16 protein-coding genes and 1 tRNA gene are annotated in these 14,417 nt (G+C 70.1%); 6 read left to right on the top strand and 11 right to left on the bottom strand.

All coding sequences use genetic code 11. The features are described from left to right. Positions 1–37 precede the first annotated feature (37 nt). Genes PT931_RS05665 through PT931_RS05680 form a run of 4 tightly spaced genes read right to left on the bottom strand, consistent with a single transcriptional unit; the run spans position 38 to position 3,718 of the window. The gene (locus tag PT931_RS05665; RefSeq protein ID WP_456244620.1) at positions 38–1,282 is read right to left on the bottom strand and encodes an MFS transporter; all 1,245 of its coding nucleotides are present in this window, start codon (positions 1,280–1,282) and stop codon (positions 38–40) included. A gap of 35 nt (positions 1,283–1,317) precedes the next feature. Then, positions 1,318–2,055 (bottom strand): amino acid ABC transporter ATP-binding protein, encoded by a 738-nt coding sequence (locus PT931_RS05670; protein WP_456244621.1) that lies wholly within the window; start codon positions 2,053–2,055, stop codon positions 1,318–1,320. After that, positions 2,052–2,942 carry an amino acid ABC transporter permease gene (locus tag PT931_RS05675; protein WP_456244622.1) on the bottom strand — a complete coding sequence of 297 codons (891 nt, stop codon included), beginning with the start codon at positions 2,940–2,942 and terminating at the stop codon, positions 2,052–2,054. Before PT931_RS05675 ends, PT931_RS05670 begins: the two co-directional genes overlap by 4 nt. Then, positions 2,921–3,718, bottom strand: coding sequence for a transporter substrate-binding domain-containing protein (locus PT931_RS05680; RefSeq protein ID WP_456244623.1), 798 nt, complete (start codon positions 3,716–3,718; stop codon positions 2,921–2,923). The genes PT931_RS05675 and PT931_RS05680 overlap by 22 nt, the downstream gene beginning before the upstream one ends. 267 nt (positions 3,719–3,985) lie before the next feature. Here PT931_RS05680 and PT931_RS05685 point away from each other — a divergent pair, with 267 nt between their 5' ends. Next, on the top strand, positions 3,986–4,957 hold the full coding sequence (locus tag PT931_RS05685; RefSeq protein ID WP_456244624.1) for an ankyrin repeat domain-containing protein: 972 nt from the start codon (positions 3,986–3,988) through the stop codon (positions 4,955–4,957). Positions 4,958–5,009: 52 nt separating this feature from the next. After that, on the top strand, positions 5,010–5,195 hold the full coding sequence (locus tag PT931_RS05690) for a hypothetical protein (protein ID WP_456244625.1): 186 nt from the start codon (positions 5,010–5,012) through the stop codon (positions 5,193–5,195). A 62-nt stretch (positions 5,196–5,257) separates the two neighbouring features. On the opposite strand, the gene PT931_RS05695 is transcribed toward PT931_RS05690, so the two are convergent. The 3 genes from PT931_RS05695 to PT931_RS05705 all read right to left on the bottom strand — a co-directional run bounded on the left by PT931_RS05695 (position 5,258) and on the right by PT931_RS05705 (position 7,403). After that, the gene (locus PT931_RS05695) at positions 5,258–5,623 is read right to left on the bottom strand and encodes a hypothetical protein (protein WP_456244626.1); all 366 of its coding nucleotides are present in this window, start codon (positions 5,621–5,623) and stop codon (positions 5,258–5,260) included. Positions 5,624–6,137: 514 nt separating this feature from the next. Beyond that, a tRNA-Pro gene (locus PT931_RS05700) sits at positions 6,138–6,211 on the bottom strand. A 292-nt stretch (positions 6,212–6,503) separates the two neighbouring features. Further along, on the bottom strand, positions 6,504–7,403 hold the full coding sequence (locus PT931_RS05705; RefSeq protein WP_456244627.1) for a metallophosphoesterase: 900 nt from the start codon (positions 7,401–7,403) through the stop codon (positions 6,504–6,506). A 24-nt stretch (positions 7,404–7,427) separates the two neighbouring features. On the opposite strand from PT931_RS05705, the gene PT931_RS05710 reads away from it, so the two are divergent. After that, positions 7,428–7,880, top strand: coding sequence for a GatB/YqeY domain-containing protein (locus tag PT931_RS05710; RefSeq protein ID WP_363724888.1), 453 nt, complete (start codon positions 7,428–7,430; stop codon positions 7,878–7,880). Between the two features lie 101 nt (positions 7,881–7,981). Here PT931_RS05710 and PT931_RS05715 read toward each other — a convergent pair whose 3' ends face one another. Further along, on the bottom strand, positions 7,982–10,474 hold the full coding sequence (locus PT931_RS05715) for a penicillin-binding protein (RefSeq protein WP_456244731.1): 2,493 nt from the start codon (positions 10,472–10,474) through the stop codon (positions 7,982–7,984). 378 nt (positions 10,475–10,852) lie between these two features. Between PT931_RS05715 and PT931_RS05720 the strand changes: the two genes are divergently transcribed. Continuing rightward, complete coding sequence (locus tag PT931_RS05720; protein ID WP_197006037.1) at positions 10,853–11,143, top strand: WhiB family transcriptional regulator; 291 nt, start codon at positions 10,853–10,855, stop codon at positions 11,141–11,143. Here PT931_RS05720 and PT931_RS05725 read toward each other — a convergent pair. Genes PT931_RS05725 through PT931_RS05735 form a run of 3 tightly spaced genes read right to left on the bottom strand, consistent with a single transcriptional unit; the run spans position 11,140 to position 13,603 of the window. Next, on the bottom strand, positions 11,140–12,213 hold the full coding sequence (locus tag PT931_RS05725) for an ArsA family ATPase (protein WP_456244732.1): 1,074 nt from the start codon (positions 12,211–12,213) through the stop codon (positions 11,140–11,142). The two genes, PT931_RS05720 and PT931_RS05725, sit on opposite strands and share 4 nt — an antisense overlap. 8 nt (positions 12,214–12,221) lie before the next feature. Then, on the bottom strand, positions 12,222–13,193 hold the full coding sequence (locus PT931_RS05730; RefSeq protein WP_456244733.1) for an ArsA-related P-loop ATPase: 972 nt from the start codon (positions 13,191–13,193) through the stop codon (positions 12,222–12,224). Then, the gene (locus tag PT931_RS05735) at positions 13,157–13,603 is read right to left on the bottom strand and encodes a hypothetical protein (RefSeq protein ID WP_456244628.1); all 447 of its coding nucleotides are present in this window, start codon (positions 13,601–13,603) and stop codon (positions 13,157–13,159) included. Before PT931_RS05735 ends, PT931_RS05730 begins: the two co-directional genes overlap by 37 nt. Before the next feature lie 69 nt (positions 13,604–13,672). Here PT931_RS05735 and PT931_RS05740 point away from each other — a divergent pair, with 69 nt between their 5' ends. Together PT931_RS05740 and PT931_RS05745 are read left to right on the top strand one after the other, a co-directional pair. Continuing rightward, the gene (locus tag PT931_RS05740; protein WP_197006034.1) at positions 13,673–13,834 is read left to right on the top strand and encodes a DUF4177 domain-containing protein; all 162 of its coding nucleotides are present in this window, start codon (positions 13,673–13,675) and stop codon (positions 13,832–13,834) included. After that, positions 13,834–14,292, top strand: coding sequence for a RidA family protein (locus PT931_RS05745; protein WP_363724897.1), 459 nt, complete (start codon positions 13,834–13,836; stop codon positions 14,290–14,292). The genes PT931_RS05740 and PT931_RS05745 overlap by 1 nt, the downstream gene beginning before the upstream one ends. The last annotated feature ends 125 nt before the right edge of the window (positions 14,293–14,417 follow it).

The following is a 14,417-nucleotide window of genomic DNA, read 5'->3' on the forward strand; positions in this document are numbered from 1 at the left end:
CGCCGTGCCTCCTGCTGACGCGGGGGGTGCGGCGGCCTCAGCGCGCGATGCGGGGGGTACGGCGGCCCCGGCTCGCCACGGAGGGTGTGTGCGTCTCCGCGCGCCACGGCAGCAACAGCCCGCTCCCCAGCAGCACGACGGCCCCCACCGCGATGGCCGTCCGGACGCTGGTGGCCGCCGCGAGCACCCCGCCGGCCACCATGAACGCGGGCTGCACCGACTTCGAACTGATCGACCAGGCGGTACCGACCCGGGACATGTGCCCGTCGGGGGTGGCCGCCATCCGGTACGTGACGAAGGTCGGGTTGAACACGCCCGCGCAGAACAGCAGCCCCGTCTCGGCGACCACGATCAGGACCAGCCCCGCCGTGCCGGTGGGCGCCCACGGCAGCAGCCCCAGCCACAGGGTCCGGCCCACCCCGAAGGCCAGCAGCACCGCCCGGGCCCCGAACCTGCCGGTCAACGGCCTGGCCAGCAGCGAACCGAGAATCCCGCCCAGCCCCGGCAACCCGAGCGCCAGCCCGTACTGCCACGGCGCGAACCCCAGCTCCCGGAGCATCAGGACGGCCAGCAACGGCGCCGCGAGCATGAGCGAACCACCGAACAGCATCGCGTTCCAGAACAGGGCCCGCAGCCCGGCGTGCCCGAGGATGTACCGCCACCCGCCGACCAGGTCCACCCGGCCCTGCCCCGGCGCGCGCACCGGCGGCGGCGGCTCGGGCGCGCGCAACGCCCGGATCCCCAGCGCGGAGAGCAGGAAACTGACCGCGTCGACGGCCACCGTGGCGGCAGCGCCCCACCAGGAGATCAGCAGCCCGCCCAGCGGGGGCCCTGCGCTGGTCATGGTCCAGAACGTCGTCTCGAACCGGCTGTTCGCCCCGACCCGGCCCTCCGCCGGGACCAGCGCCTTCAGGTGCGCGCCGCTGGCCGCGGTGAAGACGATGTTGCCGGCGGTCTGCACCACCCCGACCAGGCACAGCTGCCAGTACGTCAGCCCGCCGAGGGCCATGGCCACCGGGATACTGCCCAGCGCCGCGCACCGCACCAGGTCCGCGCCGATCATCACGGGCCGCTTGCGGCGGTACTCGATCCACGAGCCCAGCGGCAGTGCGATCGCCGCGCTCGCGACCCCGGACAGGGCCGCCAGCAGGGAGACCTGGAGGTTCGACGAGTCCAGGACCAGGAGCGCGATCAGGGGGAGCGCGCCCGAGCCGAGGGCGCTGCCGAGTTCGCTGACCGAGTAGGCGCCCCAGAGGCGGTGGAAGTCGCGGCTCAGCCTCACCGGCGGAACCCTAGCCGACGGTCACCGCCGAGGCTCTACAGCGCTTCCGGATGCAGTACCCGTTGCAGGAAGGCTCTGGTCCTGGGCTCTCGGGGATCGCCGAACACCTGAGCCGGCGGCCCGTCCTCGACCACGACCCCACCATCCATGAACACCACCCGCGAGGCCACCTCCCGGGCGAAACTCATCTCGTGCGTCACCACGAGCATCGTCATCCCCTCGGCGGCCAGCGACCGCATCACCGCCAGCACCTCGCCCACCAGCTCCGGGTCCAACGCGCTGGTCGGCTCGTCGAACAGCATCAGCTCCGGGTCCATCGCCAACGCCCGCGCGATCGCGACCCGCTGCTGCTGCCCACCGGACAACTCCGTCGGCCGCGCGTCCGCCCGGTCCGCGAGCCCCACCCGGGCCAGGTTCGCCCGCGCGATCCGCTCCGCCTCGGGCCGGCTCCGGCCGAGCACCCGGCGCTGGGCGATCACGCAGTTCTCCAGCACGGTCAGGTGCCCGAACAGGTTGAACTGCTGGAACACCATGCCGATCCGCCGCCGGATCGCGTCCAGGTCGGCGTCCGGGTCGGTGACCTCGGCGTCCCCGACGTGCACGGTGCCCGAGGTGGGGGTCTCCAGCAGGTTCACGCAGCGCAGCAGGGTCGACTTGCCCGAACCCGAGGGGCCGATCACGCAGACCAGCTCGCCCGCGCCGACCTCCAGGTCGATGCCCTTGAGCACCTCGTGGTCGCCGTAGGCCTTGTGCAGGCCCGAAATCCTGATCATGACTTCTTCTCCAGCCGGCGGGCCAGGTACGACAGCGGCAGGGTGATCACCAGGTACAGTACGCCGCCGACGATCAGCGGGGTCGCGTTGGCCGTCGAGTTCAGCCCGTCCCGCGCGAACTTCGCCAGCTCCTCCTGCGCCTCCTGCGTCCCCAGCACGAACACCAGCGAACTGTCCTTGGTCAACATGACGATCTCGTTGGTCAACGGCGGCACCACCAGCCGGAACGCCTGCGGCAACACGATGGAGACCATCGCCCGCGCGTGCGACATGCCCAGGGTCCGCGCCGCCTCGTACTGCCCCTTCGGCACCGCCTGGATCCCCGCCCGCAACGTCTCCGCGATATACGCCGCCGACACGATGCTCAGCCCGACCGCCACCTGCCCGAACACGCCACCCGGGATCTCGTAGCCGGGGAACGCGATCGGGAAGCCGTAGCCGACGCCGAACAGCACGAGCATCGCCGGCAGGCCGCGGAACAGTTCGATGTAGCAGGCGGCGAACCAGCGGTACGGCCCCACGGCCGACAGCCGCATCAACGCCAGCACCACGCCCAGCGCCATGCCGCCGGCGAACGCCAGCACCGTGTACAACACCGTGTTGCGCAGCGCGACCGTCACCATCTCGGGGAACAGGCTCCGCGCGATGTCCGCGTTGAGGAAGTTCTCGCTGATCGTGGCCCAGTCGGCGAGAGCCACAACCCCGACGACCACCAACCCCGTCATCGTGTACTGGGCGCGCAGGGTCAGCTTGCGCTTGGCGGTCCGCGACAGCCCGGAGGGCCGGGTGGACGGGCGGGGTTGGGAGGTGGGGACGCGGGTCGAGGTTCCCGGCGTGGGGCCCGCGGGCCGGGCGGGGTCGGGGGTCACGGCTTCCGGCCCAGCCACTTCTCGTACACCGTGGCGTAGGTGCCGTCGGCGCGGCTGGCGGTCAGTACCCCGTTGATGGCCTCCAGCAGTTTCGGATCCGCGCCCTTCTTCACCGCGTACGCGTACTGCTCCCCGGTGTCGTACTGCTCCGCGATGCTGACCTGCCCGGCGTTGGCCCTGATGAACTCCGTCCACACCGGCAGGTCCGCGATCGACGCGTCCACCTGCTTCGTGGCGAGCGCCTGCTGCTGCAACCCGAACTCGGCGTACTCCACGACCGTGAAGCCCGTGTACGCCGCACGCACCCGCGCATAGGCCGCCCCGGTGGTGCCGCCCTGCACGGACACCTTCTTCCCCTTGAGCCAGTTCCCGGTCGCGTCCACCCCGGCGGGCACGGCCAGCGCCTGGGTGTTGTCGAAGTACCCCTCGGAGAAGTCCATCGCCTTGCGCCGCTCGTCGTCCACGGTCAGCCCGGCGGCGGCCACGTCACACTTGCCGGTCTTCAGGTCGAGCCCCGACTTGATCCCCTCGAACGGCGTGTCCACCACGGCGACGCCCACGCCCAGCTTCTTCGCGACGAGCCCCATCATGTCGACGTCGAACCCGACAACCTCCCCGTTCGCCCCCTTGGCCTGGAACGGCGCGTACGGAGTGTTCACGCAGACGGTCAGCTTGCCCTTCGCCACCAGCGGCACCCCGTCCGCGCTGGTACCGCCGCCGGTCTTGGCGCACCCGGCCAGAACGGTGACGCCGAGCACGGCCGCCGCACCCACCGAGATCCACCTGCTAAACATTCAGTCCTCCGTATTTTATGCAACCTCACTCATGGTGACGGAGAGTGGGAGCTTCTCGCCAGCCGGCGAGGCAGACGTCACACAGGGTGACCCTCTGGCATCTCGGCGCGGGGCACGGGATGCGGTTCCGGCGCCCCGGCGCGGGGTTCTGGGTGACGTCGTGGCGCGGGGCGTGGGGTGACGATTTGGTGCCCCGGCACGGGGCAGCGGGGGCGTCCCCGCTCTGGCAGGCTGGCTGTGGAGACACGACACGGGGGAGCGGCGCGCATGGTCGAGGGCAACTGGTCCGGCTTCCGCTGGCAACGCCCCACGGACGTCGAGGAGATCCGCGCCCGTCTCGACGCGGGCGCCGACCCACACGCCGGCCCCCACTTCCGCCCCCTGCACACCGCCGCCGCGCACGGCTCGCCGGAGGTGGTGTCGCTGCTGGCCGGCAGGGTCGACGACGTGGACGCCTACCAGGACGGCCGCACCGCCCTCTGGGAGGCCGTGTACGGGCGCCGCCCCGACAACGCCCACGCCCTGGTCGCCGCCGGGGCCGACCCGTGGCGGCCGATGATGTCGGGCTGGTCGCCGGCCCGCCTCAGCCTGGCCGGCCCGACCCCCGATCTGTTCGAACGCCCACCCGGCACCACCGGCCTCACCCCCGCCGAGTCCGCCGCCGTCCAGGAGCGCCACCGACTGACCGGGCTGCTGGGCGACGTGCACTTCGAGGGCAACAGCCTGGCCTGCGTCGCGGACGTGGACGCGGCGGAGGCTGCCCGACGCCTCGACGGCACACCCGTGGAACAGCCGGAGATGGACGCGCTCTGGGAGGCCTGGTCCGTGGCCGACTGGAACGACGTCGAGGACGAGATCATGAGCTACGTGGGCGTCACAGACGTGCCCGGTGGTTGTGTCGTCCTCCAGCACGAGGGCTACATGGTGTCCACTCCGGGCATTCTCGGCCGGCTGTCGGTCGGCACCATCGGCTACGGCATGTACGCCAACCCGAAGAGCGGCGACCAGGGCAGCATCAGCCTGAACGGGAAGTCCGACCGGTGGGACCTGTCCCCGGGCGGCTACCCGGGAGCCGAGGACTCCGCGGAGGAGATCCTTGCCTCCTACCTCTACGCGCACCACGCCCTGGCCTACTGCGCCGCCCACGTGGGGATCCGCCCCACCGACGCGCGCCCGTTCCTCGGCCCGCCCGACCGCTGGCTCCGCCTCCCGAACCGCGACTACTGGACGGCCCCCTGAGAAGCTCACCGACCGGCAGTCGTCGTACCCACGTTCCGGTTACTCTGCGTCTATGGCGAATCTGGATGAGGCGGCAGACGCGGCGAAAGTCGCGCTCCTGAACAAGATCGCGGACATGGCCGCCGGGACGCGCGACCCTTCGACCATCCACCACCTGGCCGACGCCTACGCGTCCGTCATCGGCTTCGACCGCGGCCCGACGCCGGCGGCCAACCAGCCGGCGAGGCAGACCCACTGAGCCGAGCCCGGCACGGGACCGCTGAGTGGATAGTGGCGACTGTCGTTGGGCCGCCGAAACGGCTAGCTGGGGCTCCAGGCGTAGACGGCGTCACCGGCGATCCGTAGTGCCATGGGCTCCTGGCCGCAGGTGTAGTCGGTACCGTCGGGCAGTTGTGCCGGCCACCACGACGCGCTCAGAGCCGCCCCGCCGGGCGCGGTGGTCGCCGTGCACGTCGTCGGCGGTTGCCAGGCACCGGTGTGGCGGAACCGCAGGATCGAGTCGTTGGAGTCCAGGCCCCACCGCACCCGGATGTCCGCCGCGCCGTCGGGCACCCAGTCCGGGACCCACGACGCCGGCCCGCCGCCCGCTGCCCGCGCCGCCGCCAGGTCAGCGAACTGTGCTTCGCCTCCCGTGCCGCAACCGGCGAGCATCGCGCACGCCAACACGCCCACACCCGCAAGACCCACCACTCCGCTTACCCGCACCTGCGCCTCCTGTCCGTCCGCTGGTCGACGACATTGACGACCACCTGTGCCGAGGCTAGGCAAATGATGAGCGGCGCCGGTGGGGGTGGCGCGGAGGTTTTGTGAAGAACCCACCACCACGCCCCGGTTGCGCCCGGAACGGTGGCTGGGAACGACGTCAGGGTCGGAACCCGCCTGGACAGGCGGGCGGAAGGGTGAGCGCACAGGGCATCTGGATGGCTCGGTGCGGGCTCGCTAGTCGCACGTCACGGCCGCTATGCGAGATCGGCTCATGGACGGTCTGCCGGACCTGTGGTTTGCCGTGTTGGCGGAGCGTCGGGTGCTGAGTCCGAGGTCCCCAGTGGGCGTGCTGGACCGGCTGTTACGAGGGGGACAACCAGCCGATTCTCAAGATCTTCTCCCAGGGCAGATCCCGAGACGAGTCAGGGCCGGTCTCCCGTGAGGGAAGACCGACCCTGACCTGCTGTTTCGTCTGTCGGGGTAGCCGGATTTGAACCGACGGCCTCTACGTCCCGAACGTAGCGCGCTACCAAACTGCGCCATACCCCGATCGTGCCGCCAAATAGTAGCGCAGCCCCCGCCCCCCAAGCCAACTGGGTATCGCCGACCCGCCGACACCCCCGAAGGCCCCTCAGCGCAGCCCCGCCCGAACCCCCGGCCAGGCCGACCACCGACCATCCGTCCGACCCCGAACCCGCCCGGACAACCCCGACACGACCGCCCGAGGAGGCCAGACCACGACCCGCCCGGACCCCGGCCAGGCCGACGAAGCACCCCGCCCGGACCCCGGCCAGGCCGACGAAGCACCCCGACCGGACCCCGCCAGCCCCTACCCCAGCCCCTACCGAGGGATCAACGTCAGCACCGTAGCCTCCGGCGGACAAGCGAACCGGAACGGCGTATAGGGATTGGTCCCCAACCCGGCCGAAACATGCAGCCAGGCAGCATGATCCCCCCGCGAGTACCAGTGCAGCCCCTTCGCCATCGACCGCGGCAGGTCACAGTTCGTCACGAGCGCCCCGATCCCCGGGATACACACCTGCCCACCGTGCGTGTGCCCGGCCACCATCAGGTCGTACCCGTCGGCGACCATCCGGTTCAGCACCCGCGAGGCCGGCGAGTGCGTCACCCCGATCCGGATGTCCGCGGCAGGGTCGACGGGCCCGGCGACCGAGTCGTAGTCGTCGCGGTCCACGTGCGGGTCGTCGACGCCCGCGAAGTCGATCCGCTGGCCGCCGGCCTTCACGGTCGCCTTGGCGTTGTTCAGGTCGGCCCAGCCCGCCGAGGTGAGCGCGGCGCGCAGTTCCTCGCTGGGCAGGGGGACGCCCTGCTTGTACACCCGGTTGGGGTTGAAGTACATGAAAGGATTTTTGGGTACCGGGCCCAGATAGTCGTTCGAGCCGAACACGAACGCGCCCGGGAACGCCAGGAGCGGTTCGACGGCGCGCAGCACGCCCGGCAGTGACTCGGGGTGCGCCATGTTGTCGCCGGTGAGCAGCACGAGGTCGGGGTCGAGCGCCGCGAGGGCCGCCACCCACTCCTGCTTGCCGCGCTGGTTCGGGGTCATGTGCAGGTCGGTGACGTGCAGCACCCGGAGGGGTTCGGCGTCCGCCGCGAGGACGGGGACGTCGACGCGTCTGAGCGTGTACCGGGTCCTCTCCACGAACGTGCCGTACGCGACGCAAGCCGCCCCGAGCACACCCACCGCGCCGGCCAACCGTATTACATTGCGTGTCCGCATGCCCCCTAGCGTAGTTTTCCCGGTATGGCGACTCTCAAGGACCGGCTCGAAACCGATATGCGTACCGCGATGAAGGCCCGTAACGAGCTCACGACCTCCACGCTCAAGATGGTGCTGACCGCCGTCAAGAGTGCCGAGGTGGCGGGCAAGGAGGCCCGTGAGCTGAGCGATGACGAGGTGCTCGCCGTCGTGACGAAGGAGGCCAAGAAGCGGCGGGAGTCCGCGGTGGCCTTCGCCGACGCGGGGCGGACCGAGCTGGCGGCCAAGGAGCGGGCCGAGGAGGAGATCCTCGGGGCGTACCTGCCGAAGCAGCTCTCCGACGCCGAGCTCACCGAGCTGGTGGCCGGGGCGCTGGCCGCGGGTGGTTTCGAGGGGCCGAAGGCGCTCGGCCAGGCGATGAAGGCGGCTCAGGCCGCGGTCGCGGGGCGCGCCGAGGGTGGTCGGGTCGCGGCGGAGGTCCGCAAGCAGCTCGCCTGACCCACGCCAGGCCGGGCGGCCGCCTGGCCCATCGCGGCGCTGCCCGGCCCGGCTGCACGCATGAAAATGGGGCACCCCGATCACGGGGTGCCCCATTTCGCTTATCGCCTCGGTGGTGGCCAGTTCGGCAGCGGCGGGAACGGGTTCGTGCCGCCACCTCCGCCGCCACCTCCGCCGCCGCCACGGTTACCGCCCCCGCCGTTCGCGATCGGGGTGGTGCTCGCCGCGCCCTTGCCGCTGCTCAGCGTCAGGGTGATGGTGGAGCCCTTCGGCGCCTGGCCCTCGGGGCTGGTCTCGGCGACCGTGCCCTCGGGGCAGGTGGACGCGACCTTGCCGCTGCTGACCTCGACCTCGAACCCGGCCCGCTTGATGGCGGACTGGGCGGCGCCGACGGTCTGGCACTTCACGGACGGGACGGGCTTCTGGTCCCCGAACGACATCAGCTGGGTCGGTGGGGTGAAGTTCTTGACCTCTTTGCCCTTCAGGCCGTCGCGCAGGGCCCGGGAGACCAGGTTGTTGACCTCGTTGTGCTTGTTCGTCGCGCCGCGCTGCGGGTTGTCCGGGTCGGCGGCGATGGCGGCCATGCTCAGCTGGGGGGTGGTGGCGACGACCGTGGAGGACGTCTCGTCCGAGGTACCGGTCTTGCCCGCCACCGGCCGGCCCACGGTGTTCTTGAAGCCGTTGGCCGTCGCCCCGTCGCACTTGCGGGCCGCGGACTGGTCGTCGAGCGGGCAGCGCGCGGCGTCGATGGCCGCGTTGGCGACCTCGGCCCGGATGGTCTGGCTGCACTTCGGGGCGGCGCCGTCGACCTTGTTGCCGGCCAGGTCCTTGATCTCCAGCACGGGGATGGGCTCGCACCGGTTGCCGCCCGCTGCCAGGGTGGCGTAGGCGTTGGCCAGGTCGAGCGGGGTGGTCGCGGTGACGCCGAGGGTGAAGGCGCCCCAGGTGTCGGCGTCCTTCGGGTCGGCGGCCTTGGCGGCCTCGCTCTTGGCCCGGAACTTGATCCCGGCGTCCTGGGCGGCCTTGACCACCTTGGAGGCGCCGACCCGTTCCTCGAGCGGGATGAAGAACGTGTTGACGGAACGGCCGAAACCGGTCCACATCGAACGATTACCGTTCATCCAGCCGGGAGCGTCGTTCTTCGGGCAGTAGCGGTAGGCGCCGGCGGCGGTGTCGAAGTCGCACTGCGGGGCGCCGGCCTCCCGGGTCGAACCCGCGTAGTACTTCGTCGAGGTGTACGGGCTCTTCGCGTTGATCGTGTACGCCAGCGGGTAGCCCGCGTCCAGCGCCGCGATCAGGGTGAAGATCTTGAAGGTCGAGCCGGCCTGGTACCCGGTGATGTCCCCGCCCCCGCTGACCAGCGGGTTCGTGGTGTTCGGCCAGGTGCCCTTCTTGCCCTGCTTCAACGGGTCCGTACTCGCCCCGTTGCCGGACTGGTCCAGGCTGTAGTTGCGGTTCGCGGCCATCGCCTGCACCCGGCCGGTGCCGGGCTCGACGGCGGCCGTGGTGATCGCGACCGAGTTGTTGTTGGAGATCTGGCTGTTGAGGTGGCCGACGGTGGCGTTCTGCACGGTCAGGTCGAGGGTGCTCGTGATCGTGTAACCGCCGCGCTTGAGCCGGTCCTCGCGCTCTCCGGCGCTGCCGCCGAACGCCGGCTGCTCCTTCCACCAGGCGATCAGGAAGTCGCAGAAGAACCCGGCGTTGTTCGGCTGGACGTTGACGCAGCCGTTGGGCAGGTCGTGGGCGGTGATGTTCATCGGGGCCTTCGCGGCCTCGTCGGCCTCGGACCTGCTGACCATCTTGAGCTTGACCATCTGCTCCAGCACGTAGGTGCGCCGGTCGAGGGCGAGCTGCTTGCCGTCCTTGAGCGTCGGGTCGTACTCGCTCGGGGACTTCACCAGGCCCGCGATCAGCGACGCCTCGGCGAGGGTCAGCTTGTCGGGGGTCTTGTTGAAGTAGACCTGGGCGGCGGCGTGGATCCCGTACGCCTGGTGGCCGAAGTAGGAGATGTTCAGGTACCGCTCGAGGATCTGGTCCTTGGTGAGCTTCTTCTCCAGGGCCAGCGCGTACCGCATCTCCTTGAGCTTGCGGGCCGGGGTCTGCGCGGTCGCCGCGAGCACCTCCTGCGGCGTGGTCGCGTTGTACTGCAACGACTGCCGCACGTACTGCATCGTCAGCGTGGACGCGCCCTGCTGGGTGTCGCCCCCGTCGCTGCCGTTGTTCGCGACGAACGCCCGGACGACGCCCTTGGGGTCCACGCCCTTGTGCTCGTAGAACCGGGTGTCCTCGGCCGCGATCATGGCCTTCTGCATGATGTCGGCGACGCCGGTCAGCGGGACGTCCCGCCGGTTCTCGTCGTAGAGCATCGCCAGCAGGGTCTTGCCGTCGCTGGCGTTGACGTAGGTGATCTGCGGGGCGGGCGGGGTCTTCAGCTCGCTCGGCAGATTCTCGAACGCCTCAGCGCCCGACTTCGCCGCAAGGCCCGAGACCGCTACCGCCGGGAAGGCCGCGGCGGCGACGACTACGCCGGCAAGGATGCCGCAGACCAGCAGCGAAGCGGCGTTGGAGAGCAGGGTCCGGTCACGGTCTCGCATCCAGTGCACCGCCTCAGAGTACGTGACGCGCCGATATGGCCGGCACCCGTGCGGGCCCGACCTGACATGTCAAGAGACGTCTTGTGTGCATAGGAGGTTGCGTCTACCGCAAAGGTTGACACTGGCGGACCCACTTTGGGGCTCAGGCACTCCGATGTGTCAGGAGAAAATTACTGTCCGAATTTCTTGCCCAACACATTGCGTAATCGGGCAATCACGGAGGATGATGATCGCGCAGGGCAGACTTGTTCACACGGCTTGGAAAAGTGCGTCGGCGAGGGGGTTCGCGGACCACGGTCGGGCCGGGTGGGGGTTGGGTGGTCCGGGCACGGGGTATCGGGCCATGAGGGGGGACCATACAAGGGGGGACCGGGAAATATGGGCCTTGTCGTTGATTGGGCGAGCGCAGCCGCGTGTCGATCCGGGGATCCGGACGCATTGTTCGTTCAGGGGGCTGAACAGAACGTGGCGAAACGAGTGTGCCGGACGTGTCCGGTCCGCTACGAATGCCTCGCCGACGCATTGGACAACAAGATCGAGTTCGGGGTCTGGGGCGGTATGACCGAACGGGAGCGCCGCGCCCTGATCCGCCGACACCCACAGGTCACCAGCTGGCGGCGTCTCTTCGAGGCCGCCCTCAAGGATCGCGAACTCGCGAAGATCTGTTAACCCACCACCCGCCGGAGGCCGTCCAGATCGTGGACATCCTCCGGTTGGGCTGGTACTTCGAAGACGGGCACGCCCGGCCGGGCGGCGGTGAACTGGTCAGCCAGCCGCCGCTCCCGGGCCACCCGCCGACTGAGGTCCGCGTGCAGCCGCAGGACCTCCTCCGTCACCCAGCTGTCGACCTTCTCCGCACCGGCCAGCGCCCGTTCGACCGACAGGTCCGGGACCGCCAGCCGGTGCATTCTGTTGAGTACCAGGCCGGCGAGCGGCATCTTCTCCTCGGCGAGCCGGCCGGCGAAGTACGCGGCCTCGCGCAGGGCGTCCGGTTCCGGGGCGGCCACCACGAGGAACGCCGTCTCCCGGGCCTGGAGCACCTTGTAGGTCTGCTCCGCGCGCTCCCGGAACCCGCCGAACATCGAGTCCAGCGCGGTCACGAACCCGGACACATCGGTGAGCAGCTGGCCGCCGAGGATCTTCGTGAACGCCTTCGTCATCACGCCGAACGAGGCCGTGACCAGGTTGAACACGCTCCGGCCTCCGGCGCGGGCCGGGGCGAGCAGCATCCGGAGCATCCGGCCGTCGAGGAACCGGGCCAGCCGCTGCGGCGCGTCGAGGAAGTCCAGCGCCGACCGGGACGGCGGGGTGTCCACCACGATCAGGTCCCACTCGTCGGTGGCGCGGAGCTGGCCGAGCTTCTCCATAGCCATGTACTCCTGCGTCCCGGCGAACGTCGAGCTCATGGCCTGGTAGAACGGGTTGGCGAAGATCTCCTTCGCGCGCTTCGGGTCGGTGTGGGCGAGCACGACCTCGTCGAAGGTCCGCTTCATGTCGAGCATCATCGCGAACAGGTCGCCGTCGGCGCTCTCCACCTTGCGCGGGGTGTTGTCCAGCTCGGTCAGGCCCATCGACTGGGCCAGCCGGCGGGCCGGGTCGATGGTCAGCACCACGGTCCGGCGGCCGTGCTTCTCGGCGGCGCGCAGGGCCAGGGCGGCGGCGGTGGTGGTCTTGCCGACCCCGCCCGAGCCGCAGCACACCACGATCCGGGTCCGGCCGTCGGCGAGCAGCGCGTCCATGTCGAGGTTCACAGGGCACCCCGCAGGGTCGCGGCCAGCCCGTAGAGGCCGGCCAGGTCCACGCCGTCGGGCAACAAGGGCAACTCCACCAGGGGGTACTCGAGTGCGGCCAGTTCCGTGCGCAGTTCCCGCTCCAGTCTGAGGCGTACCTGATGGAGTTTCGCCTCTTCGAGCAGACCGGTGACCGTGGCCTTGTCGGCGGGCAGCCCGGCGGACGTCAGCCCGCGCTTCAGCTCCGCCTGGGTGATCTTGACCCCGTCCAGCGCCGAGGGCCGGGTCGCGTTGACGATCACCGAGCCGATCGGCATGTCCAGGGCCGTGAGCTCGGTGATCGCGTCCCGGCACTCCTGCACCGGCATCTCCTCGAGCAGGGTCACCACGTGCACGGTGGCCATGGGCGATCGGAGCACCGCCGCGACGCCCTCGCTCTGGGTCTTGATCGGGCCCACCTTGGCCAGCTTGGCCGCCTCGGCCGTCACGTTGAGGAACCGGCCGATCCGACCCGTGGGCGGCGCGTCGACGACGATCGCGTCGTACACCCGCTTGTTGTGTTCGGTCCTGGTCGTGGCTTCCTTGATCTTGCCGGTGAGCAGGATGTCGCGCAGCCCGGGGGCTATGGTCGTCGCGAAGTCGAACGCGCCGAACTTCTGCAGCGCCCGGCCGGCCCGGCCCAGCCGGTAGAACATGTCCAGGTATTCGAGGAGGGCCTCCTCGACGTCCACCGCGAGCGCGCGGACCTCGCCGCCGTCCGGCCCGGTGGCGATCTTGCGCTCCTCGTAGGGCAGCGGCGCGGTGTCGAAGAGCTGCGCGATGCCCTGGCGGCCCTCGACCTCCACCAGCAGGACGCGGCGGCCCTCACCGGCGAGGGCGAGCGCCAGGGCGGCGGCGACCGTGGTCTTGCCGGTCCCGCCCTTGCCCGTGACTATGTGCAGCCGGGGGGCCGTCACGAGGGCAGACGCCGTACGCCGCAGACCCGCCAGCCGCCGTCGTCGACGACCGCGATCTCCAGGTGCTGTTTGGCGATCGCCTCGCCCTTGTCGATGGCCCTGACCATCACGTCGAGCACCGCCCTGTGGTCCTCGTTCGACTTCTCCGTCTTCGTCCAGTCGAAGGAGACGAACGGGTGTTCGCGGCCGAGCGCGTTCACCTCGTTGATCTTCTGCGCGACGGCGTCCGGCTCGAGTTCCGAGCACACGTACTTGCTGGCCATGTCCAGGTCGCGGGCGTTGAACACGCCGTTGAGGAAGCTCTCCGAGGCGGCGGCGGGCGTCAGCGCCCCGGGGCCCTCCAGGTGTCTGACGAGTACGAAAGCCCCGGTGCCCCCGCCGATACAGAGGAGGAGAAGCACACCGAAGACCAGGCTGGTGATCATTCCGCTACGAGCCCGCATGTACCCCTCCGCGTGGTGGCGCTGCAGACTCAGCGTAGTGCCACCTGGCGACTGATAGGTTTTCGGACCATGACGAAGTGGGAATACGTGACTGTGCCCCTGCTGGTACACGCCACGAAGCAGATCCTCGACAACTGGGGCCAGGACGGCTGGGAGCTCGTGACGGTCATCCCCGGACCGAACGGCCCGGAGCAGCCCGTCGCCTACCTGAAGCGCCCTCTGGAGAAGTGATGTCTGACCCCTACGCCAAGATCATCGAGCTCGGGCACACCATGCCGGTCGTGGCCGCGCCCGTAGCGTCGTACGTGCCCGCCGTCCGCACCGGCAACCTCGTCTACGTGTCGGGTCAGATCCCGTTCGTGGACGGCAAGCTCGCCGACACCGGCAAGGTCGGCGCGGACATCACCGCCGAGCGCGCGAAGGAGCTGGCCGCGATCTGCGCGCTCAACGCCCTCGCCGCCGTCGACTCGCTCGTCGGGCTCAACGAGGTCGTCAAGATCGTCAAGGTGGGCGGCTTCGTGGCCTCCGCCGAGGGCTTCACCGGCCAGCCGGGCGTCATCAACGGCGCGTCGGACCTGTTCCTCGCGGTGTTCGGCGAGGCCGGCCGGCACGCCCGCGCCGCGGTGGGTGTGTCGGAGCTCCCGCTGGGCGCCCCGGTCGAGGTCGACCTGATCGTCGAGGTCCGGTAGTTTCTAGCAGTTTTGGGGGGAGTTGTCGTTCTCTGTGACTGGATGACGACAACTCTCCCCGACTTCTCTGAGTGCTTGACCCGATATGCGTAGATCGATTGACGCGGAGTAACCACGGGCCGGGC

It is taken from the genome of Longispora urticae (genome assembly GCF_053902585.1).